This is a genomic window from Streptomyces sp. NPDC058620, assembly GCF_042717135.1.
Taxonomy (GTDB): Bacteria; Actinomycetota; Actinomycetes; order Streptomycetales; family Streptomycetaceae; genus Streptomyces.
On the sequence record NZ_JBHXQO010000016.1, the window covers coordinates 16928 to 39535 of the forward strand.

The 22608-nt window shown below is 69.1% G+C and carries 19 protein-coding genes and 1 pseudogene; 15 read left to right on the plus strand and 5 right to left on the minus strand.

What is annotated here, in order from left to right; genetic code table 11:
* Positions 1 to 356 precede the first annotated feature (356 nt).
* Complete coding sequence (locus ACFWSK_RS17650) at positions 357 to 776, plus strand: hypothetical protein (RefSeq protein WP_383786600.1); 420 nt, start codon at positions 357 to 359, stop codon at positions 774 to 776.
* A 280-nt stretch (positions 777 to 1056) separates the two neighbouring features.
* Here ACFWSK_RS17650 and ACFWSK_RS17655 read toward each other — a convergent pair whose 3' ends face one another.
* Positions 1057 to 2736, minus strand: a complete 1680-nt coding sequence (locus ACFWSK_RS17655; RefSeq protein WP_383786602.1) for a peptidase M23 — start codon at positions 2734 to 2736, stop codon at positions 1057 to 1059.
* 402 nt (positions 2737 to 3138) lie between these two features.
* Between ACFWSK_RS17655 and ACFWSK_RS17660 the strand changes: the two genes are divergently transcribed.
* Positions 3139 to 3792: a cutinase family protein gene (locus ACFWSK_RS17660; protein ID WP_383786604.1), complete on the plus strand. Its 654-nt coding sequence runs from the start codon at positions 3139 to 3141 to the stop codon at positions 3790 to 3792.
* Here the strand turns inward: ACFWSK_RS17660 and ACFWSK_RS17665 are convergent, their stop codons facing one another.
* On the minus strand, positions 3793 to 4902 hold the full coding sequence (locus tag ACFWSK_RS17665) for a BTAD domain-containing putative transcriptional regulator (protein ID WP_383786606.1): 1110 nt from the start codon (positions 4900 to 4902) through the stop codon (positions 3793 to 3795).
* A gap of 399 nt (positions 4903 to 5301) precedes the next feature.
* Here ACFWSK_RS17665 and ACFWSK_RS17670 point away from each other — a divergent pair, with 399 nt between their 5' ends.
* From ACFWSK_RS17670 to ACFWSK_RS17695, 6 genes are all read left to right on the plus strand, one after another.
* Positions 5302 to 6228: an alpha/beta hydrolase gene (locus tag ACFWSK_RS17670; protein ID WP_383786870.1), complete on the plus strand. Its 927-nt coding sequence runs from the start codon at positions 5302 to 5304 to the stop codon at positions 6226 to 6228.
* Positions 6229 to 6323: 95 nt separating this feature from the next.
* A complete protein-coding gene (locus tag ACFWSK_RS17675) occupies positions 6324 to 7838 on the plus strand; it encodes a peptidoglycan DD-metalloendopeptidase family protein (RefSeq protein ID WP_383786609.1) in 1515 nt (504 codons plus the stop codon).
* Positions 7839 to 7902: 64 nt separating this feature from the next.
* Positions 7903 to 9930 carry a glycosyl hydrolase family 32 gene (locus ACFWSK_RS17680; protein WP_383786612.1) on the plus strand — a complete coding sequence of 676 codons (2028 nt, stop codon included), beginning with the start codon at positions 7903 to 7905 and terminating at the stop codon, positions 9928 to 9930.
* A 248-nt stretch (positions 9931 to 10178) separates the two neighbouring features.
* Entirely contained in the window at positions 10179 to 10979 is an 801-nt protein-coding gene (locus tag ACFWSK_RS17685; RefSeq protein WP_383786615.1) for a serine/threonine protein kinase, read from the plus strand.
* Positions 10980 to 10984: 5 nt separating this feature from the next.
* Entirely contained in the window at positions 10985 to 12457 is a 1473-nt protein-coding gene (locus ACFWSK_RS17690; RefSeq protein ID WP_383786618.1) for a serine/threonine-protein kinase, read from the plus strand.
* A 277-nt stretch (positions 12458 to 12734) separates the two neighbouring features.
* The gene (locus ACFWSK_RS17695) at positions 12735 to 13130 is read left to right on the plus strand and encodes a hypothetical protein (RefSeq protein WP_383786873.1); all 396 of its coding nucleotides are present in this window, start codon (positions 12735 to 12737) and stop codon (positions 13128 to 13130) included.
* Positions 13131 to 13279: 149 nt separating this feature from the next.
* Here the strand turns inward: ACFWSK_RS17695 and ACFWSK_RS17700 are convergent, their stop codons facing one another.
* Positions 13280 to 13522: a DUF6411 family protein gene (locus ACFWSK_RS17700; protein WP_383786621.1), complete on the minus strand. Its 243-nt coding sequence runs from the start codon at positions 13520 to 13522 to the stop codon at positions 13280 to 13282.
* Between the two features lie 183 nt (positions 13523 to 13705).
* Between ACFWSK_RS17700 and ACFWSK_RS17705 the strand changes: the two genes are divergently transcribed.
* A complete protein-coding gene (locus tag ACFWSK_RS17705) occupies positions 13706 to 14671 on the plus strand; it encodes a YihY/virulence factor BrkB family protein (RefSeq protein ID WP_383786624.1) in 966 nt (321 codons plus the stop codon).
* 92 nt (positions 14672 to 14763) lie between these two features.
* Positions 14764 to 15222, plus strand: a complete 459-nt coding sequence (locus ACFWSK_RS17710) for a hypothetical protein (RefSeq protein WP_383786627.1) — start codon at positions 14764 to 14766, stop codon at positions 15220 to 15222.
* A gap of 122 nt (positions 15223 to 15344) precedes the next feature.
* On the opposite strand, the gene ACFWSK_RS17715 is transcribed toward ACFWSK_RS17710, so the two are convergent.
* Entirely contained in the window at positions 15345 to 15929 is a 585-nt protein-coding gene (locus ACFWSK_RS17715; RefSeq protein WP_383786630.1) for a helix-turn-helix domain-containing protein, read from the minus strand.
* A gap of 118 nt (positions 15930 to 16047) precedes the next feature.
* Between ACFWSK_RS17715 and ACFWSK_RS17720 the strand changes: the two genes are divergently transcribed.
* The 4 genes from ACFWSK_RS17720 to ACFWSK_RS17735 all read left to right on the plus strand — a co-directional run bounded on the left by ACFWSK_RS17720 (position 16048) and on the right by ACFWSK_RS17735 (position 19199).
* A complete protein-coding gene (locus tag ACFWSK_RS17720; protein WP_383786632.1) occupies positions 16048 to 16884 on the plus strand; it encodes an EamA family transporter in 837 nt (278 codons plus the stop codon).
* Between the two features lie 37 nt (positions 16885 to 16921).
* The gene (locus tag ACFWSK_RS17725; RefSeq protein ID WP_383786635.1) at positions 16922 to 17569 is read left to right on the plus strand and encodes an FMN-binding negative transcriptional regulator; all 648 of its coding nucleotides are present in this window, start codon (positions 16922 to 16924) and stop codon (positions 17567 to 17569) included.
* 45 nt (positions 17570 to 17614) lie between these two features.
* Positions 17615 to 18322 carry a B3/4 domain-containing protein gene (locus ACFWSK_RS17730; RefSeq protein WP_383786638.1) on the plus strand — a complete coding sequence of 236 codons (708 nt, stop codon included), beginning with the start codon at positions 17615 to 17617 and terminating at the stop codon, positions 18320 to 18322.
* Positions 18323 to 18608: 286 nt separating this feature from the next.
* A complete protein-coding gene (locus ACFWSK_RS17735) occupies positions 18609 to 19199 on the plus strand; it encodes a TetR/AcrR family transcriptional regulator (RefSeq protein ID WP_383786641.1) in 591 nt (196 codons plus the stop codon).
* A gap of 233 nt (positions 19200 to 19432) precedes the next feature.
* Here the strand turns inward: ACFWSK_RS17735 and ACFWSK_RS17740 are convergent, their stop codons facing one another.
* Positions 19433 to 20461: an SMP-30/gluconolactonase/LRE family protein gene (locus ACFWSK_RS17740; RefSeq protein WP_383786644.1), complete on the minus strand. Its 1029-nt coding sequence runs from the start codon at positions 20459 to 20461 to the stop codon at positions 19433 to 19435.
* 200 nt (positions 20462 to 20661) lie between these two features.
* Here ACFWSK_RS17740 and ACFWSK_RS17745 point away from each other — a divergent pair.
* Positions 20662 to 22475: pseudogene (locus ACFWSK_RS17745) on the plus strand (flavin-containing monooxygenase).
* Positions 22476 to 22608: the final 133 nt, after the last annotated feature.

Sequence of the window (22608 nt, forward strand, 5' to 3'; positions counted from 1 at the left end):
GGGGCGACGTCGGTCAGGGGAAGGGCCGCCCCCGACCGCCCTGCCGTAACGGCGTGACCCCCGGAATCCCGCGAGGGCTGGCTCGGGCAACCCCTGGAAGCGCCAGTACGGCGGGGCCTGCCCGCGGCGGTCAGTCGGCAGGGGCCCGGCGAGCGGCGTCGGCGGCGTGCCCTCGTTTGCCTACAGACCAGGAGGCGAGCAGCTTCAGCTTGGCGTTTAACGTTCGGTGTCGAACGCAGCTCGAACTTGGGGACTCGGGGGATTGATGTGGCTGGATAGTCCGTAGACGTATTGGTGTCCCCTCGTCAGGTTGGAAGGGCTTCTTCTGTGTTTCGCTTCTCTACCTGGGAGACCGTATGCGCCGTATGAAGATGGCTGCTGGCCTTGGCACCGCGACTCTGACGGCTGGCATGCTCCTCGGGCTGCCGGCGACGAGCGCGCAGGCCGTCGCGTACCCCACCACCCCGGGGGTCCATGTCCCTTTCGGGGCCACCTACACCATGGGCACGGCCACCTGGTACAACCGGTCGGTCACTCTGACCGGTGAGCACCGAGCCATTAGCTCCAGCGGATGCCGGGCGACCTGGATGTACACCTATGACGCCAATGGCCAACAACTGGGCAGCGCCGGCACGAGCGTCATCTGCAACCGGACGGCCAGCTTCACTCTTAACGTTTCCGCCGATGTTCCGGGCGGGGCTGCCAAAATCACGGTCTGTCTGGATGACGGCAACTACGTCGACCTGGCCTGCAGAAGCTACATCAGGCCCTCCTGACCGTGATCCGGCGGCATGCTGCGAGCTGAGATCGGCGCCGAGGAGGATGCCTGTTCCGAGGGTTGGAACAGGCGCTTATACGGGGTTGCCAGGGCAGAGCCTTGGCTAGGTCTTGAACTGCTGGGCAGGCTGCGGTCGGACCGGGTGATGCGCCGGCCGACTCCGCCCAGGACCGTCTGAAGTGCCCTCTGCCCGCCATCCCGCCACCACTGTCGAGGACTCCTTCCCGTGGCACGCCCGCCGGAGCTCTCTTCCCCGGATCGGATACGCGCCGAAGCGGCTAGTTGACGGCCGGGCCGGAATCGTTCAGCCAGACCCAGTCGGCCCACGTGGCGAACCCGGTCTGCCATCGGTGATAGACGCCGGCGTGGCTGGTGCCGAACACTTCGATGCGCCCGTCGGCGTTGTTGCTCGCACCGATCTCGGTGCCACCGCCGCCGAAGGTCTCCCACGCCGAGTAAGGGGCGTTCGGGCTGGTCTGCCAGGCGTGGCTCGCGGTGTCGGCGTTGATCGCGAACACCTCGACCCGGCCGTCGACCGACCGAGAGGTGGTCAGCTCGGCGTTGGAGATCCCGCCGGTGCCCGCCCAGCCCGACCACGAGGTCGGGCTGGTCTGCCAGCGGTGGAACACACCGCTGGCATTGGAGGCGAATACCTCCAGTCGGCCGTCCTGGTTGTAGGTGGCGGTGACGTCGTGTCCGCCGTCGCCGAAGTTCTCCCAGGCAGACCAGCCGCCGTTGACGCCGGCCTGGTACAGGTGCCCGAACGTCGAGTCCGACAGCGCGAACACCTCGAGACGCCCGTCGGGTGCGTTCTCCATGGCGAGTCGTGCATTGGCCGGGCCGCCGCCGGTGCCCTCCCAGTTGGCCCAACTGCCGCTGGGTGCGGTCTGCCAGCGGTGGAACACGCCTTCGGCGTTGGAGGCGAACACCTCGATACGGCCGTCAGCGTTGTTACCGGCAGCCAGTCGGTACCCTCCGGTGCCGAAGTTCTCCCAGGCGGACCAGCCCGCACTGGGCGCGGTCTGCCACATGTGATCAAACGTGCTGTCCGACAGCGCGAACAACTCCAGCCGGCCGTCCGCATTGGACGCTACCGCCAACTGCGCATGACGCGGACCGCCCGCGAACCGCCACTGCGACCAACTGCCGTTCGCCGTGGTCTGCCACGAGTGGTAGACACCATCGGCACCAGCGGCGAAAGCCTCCAGCCGCCCGTCCGCGGACCGTCCGGACACCACCCGGCCGGAGGCGTACGGATGCTTGGGGCCGCCACTCGTCCCGGACCACAGCGCGTTGGCGATGATCACCGCGTCGTCCGCCTCGACCGCGTACAGGCCGCGCAGGTCCTCACGCGGTTGCTGAACATGCCAGCACACCTCGCCGATCGCCTCGTTGTTCCACGAGCCGCCCGGATACAGCTGTTCCATCCGATCGAGGAAGGTGTTGGTGGCGTGGGCCGGGTTCAGACGCTCCTCCCGGGTACCCCACCAGTCCTGCTGCTGGAACAGCCCGAGGCTCGTGTAGTCGACGGCCTGGGAGTAGTTGTTCATGCTGCTCTCCACGATGATCGTGGAGATGGCGATCGCTGCGGCTCTCTGGTTGAGCCCCCGGTCCTTCACCGCCTGCGTGACCACCCGCGCGCAGGACACCTTGTAAGCGTTCATGTAGCCGGCCATCTTGGCGTGCAGCTGCGGGTTGAGCTGGTCGGCCATGATGCCGTCGGTGGCGGACGGGCCGGCCGGATCACAGGGCACGGTCGGAATGGCCAACCCCTGTGGGCCGCTGAAGTACCGGGAGACGCCGGACCGGTCATGGCCCGGGCCTGGACCAGGCGCCGGCTCGGCGATGGCAACCGTGGCGGTCATCCCGATGACCAAGGCCCAGATGCCGGCCACGACGGCCAGTCTGGTGAACACGCGGCATAAGACACTGTTTGCCATTATGCGCCTCTCTATCATGTGAAGTGTGTAGAGTTCAGCCGATTCCTGGCCCTGGGGAATGCCCGCTCAGGTCCGGTCGGATCCGAAAGTCGTCACCCGGGCCACACCGGTCGTCGGCGGCCGACAGTAGAGCGCACCGATGAAATACCGATGGAATCAGCGCGCCACCCCCAACGCGGAGGTGCTGCCAAGGGGCTACGACGATCCGGCCTGTTCGAACTCCTCGCCGACGCCCTGGCCTTGAGCGACGTGACGGCCCGGGGCATCGATCAGGACGACGGCAGTACTGCCCCGTCGGTCGGACCCTGCGGGTTTCATCGGGATGTCATCGACCGCTGCCACTGTGGTCCGGTGACCTTGGCCGACCGCGTACCGCATCGAAATGCAGACGCGCAGGGCCACCTACATGGGGAGGATCGAATGCGAGCAAGAAGGATTGCGGCCGCGTTGACCGGACTACTGATGACAGCCGGGCTTTCAGTGGCACAGGGGTCCACAGCGCAAGCAGCAGCTCCGTGCGAGGGCACCTACACGATCGTTGTCGGTGGCACGGGAAGCTCGTGGAACAACGACGGCTTCTACGGCAACATCCAGCAGCACGTCGGGTACCCCACCCAAATTCCCAACGGTGCGAGCGCCCGGGCAGGCGTCAACGAGCTGAACCGGCTGGTCCGCGACCAACGTGCCGCGTGCCCGGGCCAGCACGTCAAGATGGGCGGGTACTCCCTGGGTGCCGCGGTGGTGCACATCTGGGTCACCGAGAACTGGCAGACGTTCGGCAATGTCAACGCCGTTCTCATCTCGGACCCCAAGCGGCAGGGCCCTCCCGGTGCCAACGGCGGAGCCGTGCCGTTCGGCGGTTTCGTCGGCGCTCCGCTCGCCGGCGCCGACAGGTTCTTCGGCAACGTGCCGGTCAAGACGATCTGCCACTGGGACTACGTCTGTGACGAGTCCGCCGGGATCTGGACGTACCCGGGCAACCACGTCAACAACTATCCCGAGGACTTCAACATGGATCACCACAACGACAGCGCGAGCGAGCAGTGGTACAACGGCGCCTGGAACCCCTGGTAATCACGAAGGAGTCGTCGGCCGGGTGCGCGCCGGTCCGGGGCACTGTGTGGTTCCGCCGAGGCCGAGACCGGCTTCGTCCCCGCGCAGAATCATCTGCCGTGTCCGCCGCAGCATCCGGCCCGGAGGAACCCCCAGGTCGTCGGCCAGACGATGGCGGGCGCGGTCGAACACGGTCAAGGCTTCGGCCTGTCGGCCGGTACGGTACAGCGCCCGCATCAGCATCGCGGCCACCGGCTCGTTGAGAGGGTGCGCAGCGGACAGGGCGAACAGCTCGGCGATCGCCTCGGAGGACTGGCCCAGCCGCAGCTGCCACTCCAGCTTCCGCTGCGCGATGGCGATCCTGCGCTCGGTGAGCCGCAGCCGTTCCAGTTCGGCGAGCGGGCCGGGGAGGCCGGCCAGCGGCTCGCCACGAAACAGGTCCAGGGCCTGGGAACACAGGTGGAGCGCCTCGGCCGGTTCGCCCGCTCGGTCGGCCCGTCCGATGCCGGTGACCAGCTCCTCCACGCGTGCCACGTCCACGTCGACTGCGCCGGGGACCAGCCGGTAGCCACGCCGGTCGTGCTCGATGACCGAGTCCGGGCTGTCACCCATGCGCAGGCACTTGCGCAGTCGGTAGATGTAGACGGGCACCACGTTCGCGACCGGTGGCTCCATCCCCCATACTCCGTCGAGCAGTTCCCGCTGGCTGAGCGTCCGCCCCGCGCACAGCGCCAGCGCCGCCAGTACAGCCTGTTGGCGGAGATGCCCCAGGTCGAGGGGCCGCCCCTCCTGCCGGGCCTGCAGCGGTCCGAGCAAGGAGATCTGCACCTTCGGTCCGGCGGTCCGGCCGGTGGCGGTCCGCGGCACCGGGCTCACCGCCTGTGTGCGGGGGCCGCGACCGGGTACGACCAGTCCGCAGTCGAAGGCGTGGACGATGGCGGCGGCACGGTCGCGCAGGCCGAGTTTCACGAGGATACGCGCGAGGTGCCCGGCCACGGCGTCCTCGCGGATGGCGAGGGCGGCGGCGATCTCGTCGTCCCGCAGGCCGCAGCCGACCGCGGAGAGCACCTCGTGCTCCTGATGCCTGAGCACGGTGGCGGTTGGCCGGCAGGTGGTGGCGGTCGTTGGCATCGCTGCTCCCTCGGCTCCGGACCGGTCGGTCTGGCGGACGCCGTCTGCAAGGTAGTGGCGGGAGCGCCGGGCAAGGTATCCGGAACGATACGGAGTGACACGTGCGGTCCTTCGGGCTGCAACGCGGCGTCCCACCCTTTTACGGGAGGGGGCCGCGCGCGTCAGTCCGTAAGGTTGCGGGTTCTCCGGCCCTGGATCCGTCGATACCTTCTCAACCGTCAGTCACACGGCCCCGTCGTGTCGTGCATCCGACCGGTGCCGTACGTCCCTCCGCGGCCAGGCGCAGCCTGCGGCGCGAAACCGTCCCTACGTCACACTCCCAGCCAGGAGGCCGCGTTGACCGCGCATCACCCGACCCGCAGAAGCATCCTCAAGTCCGCCGGCGGGCTCTCGGCCGCGATGGCCCTGGGCGCCGGAGGAGTCCTCGCGGCGGCGTCACCGGCCGCAGCGGTCGGCGACGGCTTCGGCCTGCGCATCGTGGACCGCAACGAGAACGACCACCGGATGCGTTACTACCGGTTCGCGACGGACGCGATCGGGTGGAACCCCGGTCCCGCTGTGAACGTGCTGCTCCCCGACGACTACCACTACAGCGGACGCACCTACCCGGTCCTCTACCTCCTCCACGGCGGTATGGAGGACTTCATCAGCTTTGACCACAAGGACATCCGCGCCCTGACGGCCGGAAAGCCGCTCATCGTCGTGATGCCCGACGGCGGACGCACGGGCTGGTACTCCAACCCGGTCCACTCCAACGTCGGCCCCCGGAACTGGGAGACGTTCCACATCAACCAGTTGCTCCCGTGGGTCGAGGCGAACTTCCGGACGTACGCCGAGTACGACGGCCGCGCCGTCTCCGGGTTCTCGATGGGCGGCTTCGGCGCGCTCAAGTACGCGGCCAAGTACTGGGGCCACTTTGCCTCGGTCAGCTCCCACTCGGGCCCGGCCAGTATCCGCCGCGACAGCGGCGCGGTCGTCCACTGGGCCAACCTGACCTCCGCGGCCGTGGACCTGAACGGCGGCTCGGTCTACGGCATGCCGGGATGGGACGAGCGCAGGGTCACTGACGACAATCCGGTGCAGCGCATCGAGAGCTACCGGAACAAGCGGGTCTTCCTGGTCGCCGGTACGAGCCCCGACCCGATCGACTGGTTCCAGACGTTCAACGAGACCCAGGTGCTCGCCGGGCAGCGGGAGTTCCGGGCCACGCTCGACTCCGTCGGCATTCCGCACGAGTCGCACGAGGTGCCCGGCGGGCACTTCGTCCGCGGCTGGGCTCTCGAACGCGACATCGACGGCGTCATCGCACGGCTCCGCAAGGCATGACAGGCGGAGCGCGTACCTGAAGGCTGTCCCGTCCGCGCGAACCGCCCGCACATCCCGCATACTCCGCGACGACTTCCAAGAGAGAGGAGCGTCACGTGCTTCTCGGCCTGTCCCGACGCGCGCTGCGTGTCGTTCTCACGCTCACGGCGACGACCGCCTTACTGCCGGCTCTGGTGACGTCGCCGGCTGCCGCGCAGCCCGCCGACTTCGCCGGCTCGTGTCCGACCTCCGGTTTTGTGTCCCAGTACTACAGCGATGCCCACAACGGCATCGACATCGCGAACGACTACGGCACCCCGATCCATGCCGTGGGCGACGGCGAGGTGATCGACTCGGGTCCCATCTCCGGCTACGGCCAGTGGATCCGCATCCTGCATTCCGATGGGACGGTGACCGAGTACGGGCACATGTACCAGCGGGACGTCTTCGTCGGCGAGCATGTCGTTGCTGGTCAGCGCATAGCGCTGATGGGCAGCGAAGGTCAGTCGAGTGGTTCTCACCTCCACCTGCGCGTATGGGGTGACAGAACGACGAACCACCGGACCGACCCCATCCCTTACCTCGAGGAACGCGGTGTGGAACTGCCCTGCACACCTGGCAGTGGCCCCCGACCGGTGCCGTTGGTGTATCCGGCGGAGTCGGGCCGGGTGGTGTCGGCGCGGGGGGCGGATGGCCGGTTGGAGGTGTTCGCGGCCGGGGCCGATGGGGTGCATCATGCGTGGCAGTCGGGGGTGAACGGGGGCTGGTCGGCCTGGGAGTCGTTGGGTGGGCCGGGTGGTGCGGAGCTGGCGATCGCACCGAACGCCGATGGGCGGTTGGAGGTGTTCGCGATCAATGGGGACATCGCGCAGCATCGGTTCCAGTTGTCGCCGTCCGGTGGCTGGTCGCGGTGGGAGACGTTCGGCGGTGGTGGGCGTGACGTGGCCGTGGGCGCGAATGCCGATGGCCGGCTGGAGGTGTTCGCCTCGGGTCCGGTGGGTGTGTTCCACCGGTATCAGTCCGCGCCGAACGGCGACTGGTCGGGTTGGGAGCCCACGGGTGGGGGGCCGGCTGGTGGTCGGCTGGAGATGGAGAAGTCGCCGGATGGGCGGCTGGAGGTGTTCGCCCTCAGTGGTGATGTGTTCCAGCACCTGTATCAGACGTCGGTCAACGGCGTTTGGTCCGGATGGGACGCGTTCGGTGGGGGTGGCCGCGATCTGACCGTGGACCACAATGCTGACGGGCGGTTGGAGGTGTTCGCCTCCGGTCCGGTCGGGGTGTTCCACAAGTACCAGATCTCGGCGACGAGTTGGTCGGAGTGGGAGCCGGTGGGTGGTCCGGCGGATTCCCAGTTGACCAGTGAGCGGACGCCGGACGGGCGGGTCGAGGTCTTCGCGATCAACGGCGGCACGGCGATGCACACCTGGCAGACAGGGGTGAACGCGCCCTACGGCGAGTGGGTGACCTTCGGCGAAGGCGGGACCGAGATCGCTGCCTCGACGAACGCCGACGGCCGTATCGAGGTGTTCGGGACCAGTCGCGCCGGTGTCTACCACAAGTGGCAGACCGGCTTCACGACCTGGTCCGACTGGGCATGGGTCAACAACAGCTCCGGCCCCGCCGTCAACTGACCCCACCCCGTGGCCGGCCGAGCCGGCCTGGCACGGCCGGCCACGGGTTCCTCTGGAGAGGCTCATGCATCCGATCAGCAGACGGCACCTTCTGCGGGGCTCCGCCGGGGCCGGCGCGTTCACGCTCCTGGGTGCCGGCCGGTTGACAGCCGCGGCCGCCGCGGCCGTCCCGCCGCGGCGGTGGACCGGCGCGGGATCCTTCACACACGTCTACGATCCGTCCGTTTCCGGGCGACGGCGCTATCTCAACGACCACACACTGATCAAGGCAGACGGGCGGTGGCACCTGTTCAGCATCGTCGGTGACAGCGCACCGCCCGGCGAATCCCCGGACAGCGCGGCCGAGGTCGCCTTCGCCCACGCCTCCGCACCGGATCCACACGGACCGTGGACCACACACGCCGACGCGCTGACCGTCGACCCGGCCTACTTCGGCGAGAGACACCTGTGGGCGCCCCACGTCGTCGAGGCGGGTGGCACGTTCTGGATGTTCTACGCCGCCGGAGGGCAGGGCGGCGTCGCGATCAACCTTGCCACCTCGACCGACCTGTTCACCTGGACCCGCGTACCGTCCGGCCCCTTGTTCCGTGGACTCGCGGCGCGGGACCCGATGGTGGTGCGGATCGGTGACAGGTGGGTGATGTACTACACCGAACTGTCCGGCGTCGACGGCTGGCACGTCGTGTCCTTCCGCCGGTCCGATGATCTGCTGCACTGGAGCGAGCCGGGCACCGCGTTCACCGACGCGACCACCAGCGCCACCGTCTCGGTCACCGAGTCACCGTGCGTGGTCGAACGGGACGGCTGGTATTACCTGTTCATCGGGCCCCGCAACGGCTACTGCGGCACGGACGTGTTCGCGTCCCGGGACCCGTTCCGCTTCACCCTCGGCGACTACGCGGGCCATGTGGCCGGTCACGCCGTAGAGGTGGTCAGCGACGGCGAGGAGTGGTACGCGAGCGCCGCGGGGTGGTTCCACCAGGGCCTGTACCTGGCGCCCTTGTACTGGAGGGACACGCCACCCCCCTGGCAGAGCATGGACAACCCGGTGGCAGCCCTGGACGTCGACGGCCGTCTGACCGTGTTCGCGCTCGATGCCGGTGACCGTTCGATGCTGCGACGCGTCCAGCTCGACCCCGGGTCCGACACCTGGTCGGCATGGGAGCACTTCGGCGGACCGGCCGGTGCGGTTCCCACCCTCGGCCGTAACGCCTCCGGCAGGCTCGAGGTGTTCTCCCTCGCCCCGGGCGGCGTCAACCTGCACCATCGGGTGCAGCGTGCGGACGGCGACTGGAACGACTGGGAGGAGTTCGGTGGCCCGGCCGGTTCCGCTCCCGCCGTCGGCCGCAACGCCGACGGCAGGCTGGAGGTCTTCGCGCTGAGCCCCGGCGGCACCACCATCGCGCGCCGGCGACAGTGGGCGCCCGGATCGCTGACGTGGGACGCGTGGGACGCCGGATTCGGCGGGCCGGCGGGTGCACCGCCGGTCGTCGCCGCGAACGCCGACGGCCGGCTGGAGGTGTTCGCCCTCGCGCCCGGCGGCTCCCGGATCGATCACAGGTGGCAGGAAACGCCCAACGGCCGCTGGGCGGCGTGGCAGAGCTTCGGCACCGCGGCCGGCGCCGCCCCGCGCGCGGCCCGTGACGGCAGCGGCAGGCTCACCGTGGTCGCGATCGCCCCGTCCGGCACTGCCAGTTACTACCGGCGGCAGTCAGTGCCGAGCGGCGGGTGGGACGACTGGAAACCGTTGTCCGGCTGGGCGGCCGCAGCCCCGATGCTCGCCCCCAGCGCCGACGGCAGACTTGAGGCATTCGCCCTGTCCCCCGGCGGCGAGCGAATCGGCCATCGCTGGCACCTCACGCCCGGCGGCAGCTGGGATCCCGGTGACGACTTCGGCGAGCCCGGTGTCCTCCTGGCCAACACGCCGACTGCCGCGGCCGATGCCACCGGACGGATTCACGTCTTCGCCGTCACCACCGACGGCCGGATACGCAGCCGTGTACAGGACCGCCCCAGTGGCGGCTGGCGCCCGTGGACCACGTTCGGCGACCGCGCGGTCGCACCGTTCCGTTCGGGCACTCCCACCTACTGACGGGCTTTGTGGGCAGCATCGTCGGCGTCGCTGCGCGGCGTGGCGCGAGTACCCCCTGAAGAGCTGGCCAGCCGTGCCGGCACGCGCCCCCTTCTCCCGCGTGCCGAACCGGCCTTTGCACGGAATTCGGCCACTCCCCGCGTATCGGCAGGCCCGGAAAGTGACCGATGCGACACCCTTGGCTCCCGTGTGCACCCGGTAGCGTTCGGTGAGTACGACAACTGTCGACACGGGGGACAGGGGGAGCGGTGAGCGGCGTAGTCGTCCATCTACCGCGAGGGAGCGGCGGCGTCGGCGGCGAGGAGCCGTACGGCGACGCGGTGACTCTCAGGCTCGGCCCGGGGGAACGCGCGCGCTTCGGGCGCGGTTCTTCGACCGTCCCGGTCGAACTCCGGCTGGCCGACGCCGCCATCTCGCGGCTGGCCGGCGAGATCCGGGCGACCGAGGACCACTGGCAGCTCAGCAACCACAGCACCACCCACAGCTACCTGGTGGAGAACCCGGAAGGGGCGGGGGAGTACCTGCGGGTGCCGCCTCGGCGCGCCGCGGCGCCCATCCCGTTCGAGTTCTCCCGGGTGGTGTTGCCCACGCGCCACGACACCACGGTCTCCTTCCAGGTGTTCGCGCCCGACCACGCCTACCTGGACCCGCAAGGCGCGGGCGGGCCGTGGGAGAGCCGCACGGTCACGGCGTACTCCTTGGACGAGACGGCCAGGTACTTCCTGGTGCTCGTGGCGCTCTGCGAACCCTGGCTGCGCGACCAGTCACCGGTCGCGGTGCCGACCACTCCCCAGGTCGTGGAGCGGCTCAGGGGCCACGCCGCCTGTGCCAGGCTGACGCCCCGAGCGGTCACTTCGCACATCGACTACCTCGCCGAGGAGAAGCTGAGGATCAGCGTTCCCCAGGCGGCCGAGACCGGCAGAGGAGACCGCCGCAGGAACGGGAAGCGCGAGGCCGTGGTCGGACTCGCGCTGAGGTTCGGCATTGTTCATGAGGAGCATCTGGCGCTCCTGCCGCCCCGGGCCGAGCCGGCCGCGCGGGAGTGGTAAGGGACGTGGCACCGGTGCGGCGTGGGGGTGCCTCCTGGGGAAGTGACCGGTCGGAACTGTTGCCCCCGGGCTATCGGGTGGGGTCCTGGGAGGTCATCGAACCGATCGGGGCCGGAGGCTGGGCCACTGTCTACGCCGGGCGATCGACCCACGACCGCACGGACGGCACGGATCGGACGCCCCGGCCAGGTGGGCAGGATGGCGACAAGGCGCCGGTACGGGGCGAGGTCGCGCTCAAGGTCATGCCGACCGCCGGACTCGCGCCCCGCCAGGCCCGCGGCGTGGCCGAGGCCGCCCGGCGCGAGGTGGAACTCGCCCGCAGGGCGGGGCATCCGCGGCTCGCCCGGTTACTCGACTCCGTCGTCCTCAGCGCACCCGAGTGTCCGTCCCTCGACGGCGCGATCGTACTGGTCATGGAGCGGGCCAGGTGCAGTCTGCGGGACCTGCTCGACGTCGGGGTGAGCGAGGCCGAAGGCCGCCGGCTGATCGCCGGCATCTGCGAGGGGCTGGCTCATCTGCACCGCAGTGGCTGGGTGCACACCGATCTCAAGCCCGAGAACGTCCTCATCGGCACTGATGGTTCGGTGAAGCTCTCGGACTTCGGGCTCGCCACCGAACTGACCGGAACGCACGGACACGGGCCCCCGATGGGCACCCTGGACTACCTCCCGCCGGAGCGGTGGAGGGCGCCGCTCGGCGACCTGGGCGTGCAGGTCCGGGCGAGTGCCGACATCTGGGCGCTGGGCATCGTGATCCACGAGGTGTTCGCCTCCGGTGCCTCGCCGTTTCCCGGCGCCACGCCGGTTGCCCGCGGCGCCGCCGTGCAGGAGTACGCCGAGGGGCGTGTTCCGTTACGGATGGACACCGCGGTGCCTCAGTTCTGGCGTGTACTGGCCGCCGACTGCCTGGCGCCCACCCACGCCGCGCGCGCCGCCCATACGGCAGAAAGCCTGCACGAACGGATCACGGCCCAGGAGAGCAGGAGCACCGAGCCCACCCCGAGGAGCCGGGCGATACGCGGGTGGCACCGGAGCCGCGCCGCCTTTCTCGCCGTCACGGTGTGCGGTGCGGCGGGCGTGGCGGTCTGGGCGTACGCCGGACAGGAAGGACCGTCCGCATCGCCGTACGCGTCTGGTGAACTCCCGGCACGGATACGGGTTTTCAACGCCGAGCAGGGTTGTCAGGACCGTGCGGACCGGGACCCGCAGTGCAGTCTCGGCCTGGCGATCGACCCCATGCGGCCCTACACCGTCGACAACGTCGTCCCGACACGGGTATGGCACGGTGACGTCCTCGACATCGACTGCCAGATACTGCGGGGTCAGTCCATCATCGACGAGGGGGATCTGGAGTCCACCCGCTGGTTCCGCGTCCGCGTTCCCCACGCAGGCCCGCAGGCCACGGCGTGGCTGCCCGCCGTCCGGACCAAGGACCGTCCGGAACTTCCGAGGTGCCCCCACCCCGCGGCGGGCCGATGACCGGCGAGTGTGTGGTCCCTTCGGTGTTTCGAGTCCCCTTACCCCGGATGGCCTGCCTGCTGGTCGGGACACTGACACGACCCGCACAGGGGACAAGGACACGACATCCCGCAGTTACGAAATGCTTTCGTGGCGTGTGATCGCAGCGCGGAGGCGGGGCTGGGATCTCGAAGAAGGGTGACCGGCCGATAGGAACGCGGACTTCCGGGGCAAGGGTGTCTGCGTGAGCGATGAACAGACCAGCACCCCGGACGCCGCACACCGGCGCCCCGAAGGGATGAGCGACAAGACCGTGGAAGCCCTGGGCGCGCTGTCGAAGGCGCTGGAGACCACCGAACGAGCCCGCGGCGCCCTGTACGAGTTCCATCAGCTGACTGGTGGCGCCGACCTCGCCGTCGGCGACGCCGTGCGGCTCCTGCGCGAGGCCGGCCACCACGAGGCAGCCGACCTTGTCGAGCGGGAGATCCTGGGCCGCGACGTCATCCCCGGCCACTGGACCTTCCAACTCATCGAGGCGTACAACCAGACCTACTACCAGCCCTTCACCGACATCGAGCGGCGCCTGGTCCAAGAGCTCGCCCAGGGCCGCGACCACCTCTACGAAGCCGAGATGAAGGCAGGCCGTCGCCCTCGGGGCGGGACTCCTCGCGACACCACGCACCCGGAGCATTAGGAGAACGACAGCCGACATCCATCAGCCCAGCCGCAGCGTGCGGGGTGTCTGCCGCACGCGGGCACCGTGCGGAACACCCTGCTCTCTGTCGGGCCGTGGGCGAGAGGCGATGCGAGCCCATTGGTTTTGTTGCCGGGGCGGCGAACCGGTCAGAACGGCATGCGGCCACGCATACGCCGGCCGGCGGAGCCGCTACGGCCCACAGCCTTGGAGCTGCTGCGGAACGGCTTGCTGAAGATTCGGCCCAGCACGCCCGGAGCCTTGCCGCCGGCGCGTGATCCGGCCCCGAGAGTTCGCTGGGTGCCGCGTTCCGGGTGGCGGGACAAGCGCGGCACGAGGAAGGCGAGGACGGCCAGGACGATACAGACAGCGATGATGCCAACAATCATCATGAAGGGCTCCTTAAGTCGATGTGTCCTGTCGTCTGCCCTCCCTGCCCACCGGTATGCGCAACCGCTCCGTCCGCCGTCGGCTCAAGAGGTGTCCGGGGACCCGGTTCGATGGCTCTGTTCTCTCACGAACTACTGTGCGGGCGGGTCGGAGACAGCAGAGCCGACAGTCAGAGGAGAGGTCTCATGGGGACAGTCGTCCATGTTCCGCAGACGCGGGACATGATCGGAGAGGAGCTCTCGGGGGACGAGGCTCTGAGCGCGCTGCGCCACTACGGCGGGCGCAAGCTACTCATCGACGCGTTCGCACGGTTCCGGTACGCCGACGGGTTCAGCTTCGCGAGGTCCCTCGGTTTTCAGGTGGTCGTGGGCATGGTGCCTTTCGTGATCGCGCTGGTGGGCGTGGCGACGACGGTGCACACCGAGAGCATCGCCCGCGTGATCGAGCTGACGCTGGGGAGGATCGTGCCCGGCGCCAGCGCCGAACTCGTGCAGGAAGCGTTGCGGGATACCCGCCGCAGCGCGGGGTCCACGCCGACAGCGGCGCTGGCGATGTGGTTGGGCCTCGGCTTCGCCGTGCTCAATCTCGCGTCGGCGATGGGCCAGATCGAACGGGGCTGTAACCGTATTTACGGCATTGAGCGCGATCGCCCGTTCCTCGCCAAATACGGACGCAGCCTGCTGCTGGCAGTTGCCGCGGGGCTGCCGTTGCTGATCGGGTTCCTCGTGCTGGTCGCCGGCGAAGCCGTCGGAGACTCGGTGGTGGAGGCACTTGGCTGGTCGCAGTCCTGGCTCGCCTGGTGGGGTGTCCTCGAAATACCGGTCGGGACGGTCTGCGCCGGACTGGCCTCCGCAGTGATCTTCCGCTGGTCGCCCCGGCGTGTGCAGCCCGGCTACACGTGGCTGGTCTTCGGATCCGCCGTGCATCTGGTCCTGTGGGTCGCGGCCACCTGGCTTCTCGCGTTCTATGTGGGCATGAGCGGATCGTTCGGTGCCGTCTACGGGCCACTGACCGCTTTCGTGGCACTGTTGCTGTGGGCAAATTTGACTGGCATCGTCCTGTTCCTCGGTATCGCGTTCGCGGCCCAACTGGAGGCCGCCAGAGCCGGCATCACCGAGCCCGTCCATCCTGACCCCGGTACCGGGCCCTGACACGGCCCGGCCGGGGGAGCTTCAGCGGTTGGAGGCGTCGAACGCGGCAGACGGGGCAGGCGCGAGGCATGCAGGGAAGCTACGCACAGCCCGTGACGTACACGCTCCGCGGTGCGCCCCTTCGCAGGGCGCACGACGTAGAAACCATCGCGCATCATGGCGGCGGGGGTCGCCATCGACTGCGCAGACACCGCAAAGGCGCCTGGCATCGGCGCGTGCTCGCTTATCGCGAGGTCGAGTTGGTGCAGTCGCTGGGGCGGGGCACCGGTGACACGCAGTGTCTGCTCCTGGTGCACGTGCGCAAGGTGATTGGCCAGGTGGATTTCCGCCTTTGCGCTGTCTGTGCGGAGGCAGTCATCACCGATGTGGTGATAGAGACGCAGTTCCATCGCAGTGGGCTGGGAACGAGGGCGCTCTCCCACTTGCGAGCCAGGTATCCGGGAGTCGTCTGGCGCACGACGCTCGATCGGCGCGTGACGCGCGATCTCATGCGCCGGATGCGGGTGCCGAGGCAGGCCGAGGGCACCCGGTGCTCTCATGCGAGCGAATGAGACGGAGTCCGGCCATAAAAGAGGCGCTCTACTCGGCCGGCCGGGCCAGGTGGAGCGCTCAGCCGTACCAGTTGTGACTGAGCACCCGAGCGGGCACCGTTCCGCGGTTGAAATGCGCGGTATCAGACACTGCCTGCGGGGCCGGGCGGCAGGTGCACGGTCATGATCAGTTGGCAGGTCTTGTCGCCCGCGCCGCGGTAGGTGTGGGCGGTGTCGCCGTCGAAGCAGGCGGTCTGGCCGGCCTCGACGGGGTGCTCGGCACCGTCGACAATCAGAACCATCTGCCCTGAGCTGACGCTGACGGTTTCCACGACTCCGGCCTGATGGGGATGGCTGGGGTACTCCTCGCCCGGTTCCAGGCACCAGCGCCAGACCTCGACCGGGGCGGGGCCCGATGTCGTCAGCATGAGCCGCGCCTCGCTTCCGTGCTCTCCCACCCACAGCGGCATCACGGCGTCAGCGGCCACGACGCGAACGCGGCCTTCGGCCGGCCCTTCCAACAGGGCGGACACCGAGACGCCGAGAGTGTCGGCGAGCCTGACGAGCGTGGCGAAGTTCGGGTTGCCCTGGGCCTTCTCCAGCCCGACGAGGGCTCCCTTGCTGACCTTGGCGCGTCGGCCGAGCTCGTCCAGCGACAGGCCCGCGCGGGTGCGGGCTGCCCTGACGTTGTGAGCGAGCGTCCGCAGGGCTGCCTCTGTCTCGGCCATCCGATCACCATCCTCGCGAGTGGACCACTGGAATGTACCGCCCGGTCGTTTGGTTGACACATGCCGGTCGATCCGTTGTACAGTTTAGTCGTTCCATTGTAATGGTAAAGGATGTACCGTGATCGCTCTGCTGCTGGCTCTGGGCAGCTCGCTCGCCTACGGATGTGCCGACTTCCTGGGCGGCCTCGGTGCCCGAAAGGCCCATGTCCTGCGCACCGTGATGATCGCCGCCCCGGCCTCTCTCCTGGTCGAGCTGCTGCTGTGGCCCTTCATCGGTGCCTCGTTCAGCGCGCAGACCCTGCTTTGGGGCGCCGCCGCGGGTGTCGCATCGGCCGCCGCGTTCGCCCTGCTCTACAAGACCCTGGCCATGGGCCCGATGAACGTGCTCTCCCCGGTGACCGCGCTGGTCTCCGCCGTGCTGCCCGTCGGTGTGGGGCTGCTCCAAGGCGAGCACCTGGGCCTGGCCGGGCTGATCGGTCTGCCGCTCGCGCTGGCCGCAGTGGTACTGGTCAGCGCCGGACCCGGCGCCGGGTCGGTGCGCCCGTCCCGCACCGCGCTGCTGCTTGCCCTCGGGGCGGGTGCCGCGATCGCCCTCCAGCTGATCTTCCTGCACCAGGCACCCTCCGACAGCGGCGTCGGCCCGCTGATCATCGGCAGGGCGGTGTCCACGGCCGTCACCCTCATCGCAGCCGGGCTGCTGTACCGCCGTCTGGGCACCGAGAAGCCCGCGTACGCGATGTCGGCCACCGCCGGCGTGCTGGACTCGGTGGCGAACCTGTTGTTCCTGCTCGCCGCCCGCAGCGGTGACCTCGCCGTCGTCGCCGTCATCACCGCCCTCTACCCGGCCGGCACCGTCCTGCTCGCCCGCAGCGTGCTCGCCGAACGCATCCACCGCGGCCAGCTCATCGGGCTCGGCACCGCTGCCGCCGCCGTCAGCCTCCTCGCCCTCACCTGATCGCCCCCGCCGTAGCACCGACCGCGCAAGGAGCAGCATGTTCATCCAGCCCTGGGACGCAGACCTGGACGAGGCCGAATGGCGGTCCTGGATCGCCGAAGGCCACGACTTCGGACAGCTGAGCGTCAACGGCCTGCCCGGCCGGCCGCCTGCCGTCGTCCCCACCCACTTCACCACCGACGGCAGCGACCTGCTGATCCACCTCGCCCGCCCCAACCCGGTCTGGAAGGCGATCGAGCAGAACCCGAACGTCACCTTCACCGTCATCGGTGACTACGCGTTCATCCCCGGCCCCTGGCGCGCCAAGCCCGGCACCGAGCCCACCGACGGTGTCCCCACCAGCTACTACGCGGCAGTGCAGTTCACCTGCCGCGCCCACCTGGTCGACGACCCCGAGGCCAAGGCCGAGCTGCTGCGCCGCCAGCTCGCCCACTTCCAGCCCGACGGCGACCACGCCCCCCTGGCCGTCGACCAGCCGCCCTACGGCCGAATGCTGTCCGGCATCCGCGGCCTGCGCCTCCAGGTCACCGACGTGCGGGCGAAGTTCAAGTACGACGACCACAAGCCCGTCGAGCATCGTGCGGACGTGGCCGACCGCCTCACCGAACGCGGACAGGGGCTGGACGTGCCCACCGCGCGCCAGCAGCGCCGCCGCCTGGACCGCGTCGGCCCCTGGAAATCCTGACCCCCGACGTCCCCCCTCGCACGCACCAAGGCACGGAGCCCCGCTATGACCGTCTTCCGCATCGCCCCCGCCGTAGCTGACGCCTTTCCCGGCACCCTCATCGCCCTGGTCACCGCCACCGGCCTGCGCGGCCGTGACACCTGGCCCGACACCGGAGCCGCGCTGGAGGCACTGGAGCAGCAGCTCGCCGACGGCACCTGGCAGCCCGCCGGCGAGACCGATCCACGCATCGAGGCATGGCACACCGCCTACCGCTCCTTCGGCACAAACCCCCGCCGCATCCGCCCCAGCGTCGACGCGCTGGGCCGCCGCATGGCCAAGAAGGGCACCCTGCCCCGCATCAACCCGGCCGTCGACTCCTACAACGCCGTGTCCGCCCAACACGGTCTGCCCGCCGGGGCCTTCGACCTCGACCACGTCACCGGCGACGTCGACATCCGGTACGCGGACGGGAGCGAGGAGTTCACGCCGCTCGGCGCGCCCGAAACGGTGGAGAATCCGAAGCCGGGCGAGATCATCTACGCCGACACCACCGGCGTCCTGACCCGGCACTGGAACCATCGCGACGCCCACCGCACCCGCGTCACCGAGGACTCCACCCACGTCGCGTTCGTCCTTGAGACCCTCCATGCAGCCCGGGACGGCCACCTCCTCAAGACCGCAGCCGAGGAACTGCACGGCCTGCTCCTCCCGCACACCGACCGGACCCGTGTCCACTACCTCAGTCCGGGACAGCCCGAAGCCACCGCCTGAGCCGCTCAGGTAGCTGCTTCGAAAACCCGGAGCGGCCACCACGACACCGATCCGGCCGTCCTTCTTTCCTGGCGTGCCCCGCTTGACGACGCTCACCTGCTCGGGAATCCCGGCGAACGCCTTGTCCAGGTCACACAGAGCCATATCGGGGTACTACAAGCGGTCGCCGTCTCTGCCTGCCCACTTGCGGCAGGTGGCTGGCTGTGCGGGCAGGGGTCGGCGCGGCTCTGCCCGGCCTCACCACCGGCAGGCATTGGCTGCGCTGCCGGGCCGGTACGCTTCCGGGGTGATGCAGCACCCCGTGCCGGACGAGCGTCGGCCCGCGAACGACGGGCCGAAGGCCGCCGCACGCAACCGGGCCGCCCTGGTGAACGCCGCCCGTGAGATCTACGCGGCGTACGGTCTGGACGCTCCGCTTTCCGCGATCGCCCGTCGGGCCGGGGTCGGTCAGGGCGTTCTGTACCGGCATTTTCCCGACCGGGTCGCCCTGGCGGGGGCGGTCCTGGAAGAGAACGTGCGGCAGGTCGAGCAGGCAGCCGCGGTCGACAACGCGACCCTGGCCGATGTCCTCGGTGTGATGACGTGGCACCTCACGGAGTCGGCGGCTTTCATCGGCCTCCTGCACGCTCACGAGTCGGGCGGTCCCTCCGACATCAGGGCGCACGCCCTGGCCCTGTCCGAGCGGGTCGAGCGCGGCTTGCGGGGGCACCTTCCGGACGGTCACCGGCTGGGCGCGGCGAACGACCTCATGCTCGCGGTCGCCATGGTCTCGGGCGCCGTCACCGGCCCCACTCGTGCGGACCGGGAATGCCGAGCGCTGGCTGCCTGGCGGCTGCTCGGCGTCGAGGTGGGACCGGTGCGGCCCTTCGATTCCTGATGCCGTCCGTCAAACCGTTCTGGTTGAGTGCGTGGGTGTCCAGTCGGCCGATGTCTCGCACCTCTCGATCCTCGTAGCGACTGAACGGCATTGCAGCCGGTCGGCAGTGAACTCCATCTCGACCAGCGTGCCGACCAGGCCAGTCAGGGTCCAGAGGTCGTTGAAGCGACGATGGGCCAGGGCGAGGACGGCCTGGGCATGGCGCGCTGGAGCCTGCGGCTGTATCACTGGTGTCAGCCGCCGTTGGACTGCCGGATGCCTTTCGCCAGAGCGTCGAAGGTGTACAAGTACCCCCCGGCGGGCCCGCTGACGGTCATGTAGGCCGTGGTTCCGCCGGGGGTGATCGCCATGTTCGTCGCCGACTCGAGTCCTGCGGCCGCGGCGCGGGCGGGAATCTCGACCGTACCCAGGCGCTCACCGTGCCGGTCGTACACGACCATCGCCGGCCGGCCGTGCAGCGCCTGGTAGAGGTTGCCGTCCGCATCGACGGCGATCGAGTCTGTCTGGGCGATACCGCCGTCGACGCGGATGGCAGTGTGCCGGGAAGACACTCCGCCCTTTCCGTCGAGGTGGACGTAGGAGATCCGGTTCTGTGTGAGCTCGCTGATCCACAGCCCCCGGTAGTCCACGTCGAAGGAGATGCCGTTCGCCGCGGCCAAGTCCTCGGCCAGGACCGTGACCTCCTGGCCGTCACGGCTGATGCGCACCACACGCCCGTGCGCCTCGCCCTCGGAGAGACCGCGTGAGTCGCTGACGTACAGGTTGCCTGCCTTGTCGAAGGCGATGTCGTCGGGGTTCATCTGCGCCCCGTCGACCTTGCCGGAGAAGAAGGTTCGCAGGTCGTCGCCGTCCGGGTCCAGACTCACGACCTCACCGTGGGCGTAGTCGGTCAGGTAGAGCCGTCCGTCGTACGGACTGAACTGTGCGGAGGTGTAGGCCCCTCGGCCGTCGGTGTGGACGGCCCTGGACGTCTTCTTCCCGAGGTTGACGCGAATGACCTTGGGCTTGCCGGGCGGTGCGGTGACATCGACGACGAGCAGGTCACCGTTCTCGTCGAAGGCCGGACCTTCCAGCAGAGTCATTCCGGTCTCTTCGTGCACCTGTGTCAGCTGCATGACCTTGTGGGCGCGGATGGTCCTGTCCGCACTGGCGGGGCCGGTTCTGCCGCCGTCCGGGCCACCTGTTTCCGTACCGCATCCGGTGAGGGTCAGCATGCCCATGGTGGCGAGCACGGCAAGAGACCGGATCTGGAGTCGCTGCATGGAATCACTCTTCCTGTCCGCGGTGGTGCGGGTGCCCGCTGCGCAACGGGCGCGTGCGCCCGCCCGGGGCCCGCACGTCCTCTGGCCGAATATCGAGGTACACCCGAAATCCAACCGGACAGTGTTGTCCGGTAGTTGCTACCGTAACCGACGGCCGTTCATCGCAGGACGGTCCGACAGGCAGGATTGAGGTCCCCCACGTGACAACCCCTCAAGCGTCGCCTTCCGAAGAGCTCGCCGCGCTGAGGCAGCGCTACCGCCTCGAACGAGAGCGGCGTGTACGGCCTGACGGTGCCCGCCAGTACCGTGGCGCCGAGGCGGAGTTCGGCTACTACGCCGCCGATCCCTACGCGGACGAGCCGGCCGAGCGTGATCCCTTGAACGACACCGTCGACGTCGCCGTGATCGGCGGCGGATTCGGCGGCATCCTCGCCGGCGCGCGCATACGGCAGCACGGCGTGCAGCGCATCCGCGTCGTCGAGAAGGGCAGTGATTTCGGCGGCACCTGGTACTGGAACCGGTACCCGGGCGTGCACTGCGACATCGAAGCGCACGTGTACCTGCCGATGCTCGACGAGACCGGATACGTACCGGAGTGGAAGTACGCCCCCGGTGAGGAGATCCGCCGCCACGCGATGGAGGTCGCGCAGAAGTTCGACCTCTACCCCGACGCCCTGTTCTCCACCGCGGTCACCTCGCTGACCTGGGACGAATCATCCGAGATGTGGATCGTGGCCACCGACCGCGGCGACGCGTTCCGGGCCAGGTACGTCGTCACAGCCACCGGCACCCTTTCCGAACCGAAGCTTCCCGGGATACCCGGCATCGAGGACTTCACGGGTCACACGTTCCACACGTCGCGGTGGGACTACGCGTACACCGGCGGTACCCCGGACGGGGGCATGAGCTGCCTTGCGCAGAAACGAGTGGGCATCGTCGGTACCGGAGCCACCGGCGTGCAGGTCATTCCGATGCTGGCCGAGGACGCCGGACACGTCTACGTCTTCCAGCGAACCCCCTCCTCCGTGGACGTGCGTGCCAACTGCCGCACCACAGCGCAGGACGTCGGCGCGGACCGCGACGGCTGGGCGCGTGAGCGCCGCGACAACTTCCTTCGTATCGTCTCCGGTGAGACAGCCGAACAGGATCTCGTGGCGGACCGCTGGACCACGTCAGCGGGCCTCTTGGAGAAGCTCCTGCCCAGCTTCCGCCGTCAAGGCGACGAACGGCATTCGAAGCAGCCTACGAGGTCGCCGACGCCGCCAAGATGAACGAGCTCCGCGCCCGAGTCGAGCGGACCGTCACCGACCAGGACACGGCCGAGAAGCTCAAACCCTGGTACAGGTACGCCTGCAAGCGCCCGACCTTCTCCGACACGTACTATCAGGCGTTCAACCGAAGCAACGTGACGCTGGTCGACACCGCAGGGACCCATGGCATCGAGCGCATCACCGAACACGGAGTCGTGGTCGGCGACACCGCCTACGAACTCGACTGCCTGATCTTCGCCACCGGGTTCTCCGTCGGGACCTCCGGCATCTTCTCCGGCAAGCTTCCCGTCCACGGGCGAGGGGGCATCCCACTCCTTCACGCGTGGGCGAACCAGGGCCCGCGCACTCTGCACGGTTTCACCTGCAACGGCTTCCCCAACCTCATCCAGATGGGATCCCTGCAGAACGCCAGCAGCGTCAACTTCACGCACATTCTGGACGAGCAGGCCGTCCATGCCGCAGCCCTTGTCGCGGCTGCCGAAGCCAAGGGCGCAGTCATCGAACCGTCCCGTGAGGCTGAGGACGCCTGGATCGCCGTCCTGACCGAAGGCGCCCCAGACCACGAGTGGTTCCACGCCGAGTGCACCCCCGGCTACTACAACCGCGAAGGCCGCGGCCGGCCGAACGGCCCGAGCGCCTACCCCCACGGCGCAGGCGCCTTCCACGAGCTCCTGTCGCGATGGCGCGAAGAGTCCATCGACGGAGTACTGCGGGCCAGGAACCCTGCGGAAGGAACCGGTTGACACCCAGGCTCTTGGCGAGGGGGATGCACTTCGAAGAAGGGGGGGCGAAATGCACTGCTGTCGCGCCCTCGTCGAGGTCGGCGGGACAAGAGCCCGCCAGCAGGGCCTGATCGGTCAAGTCGCGTTCTGACTC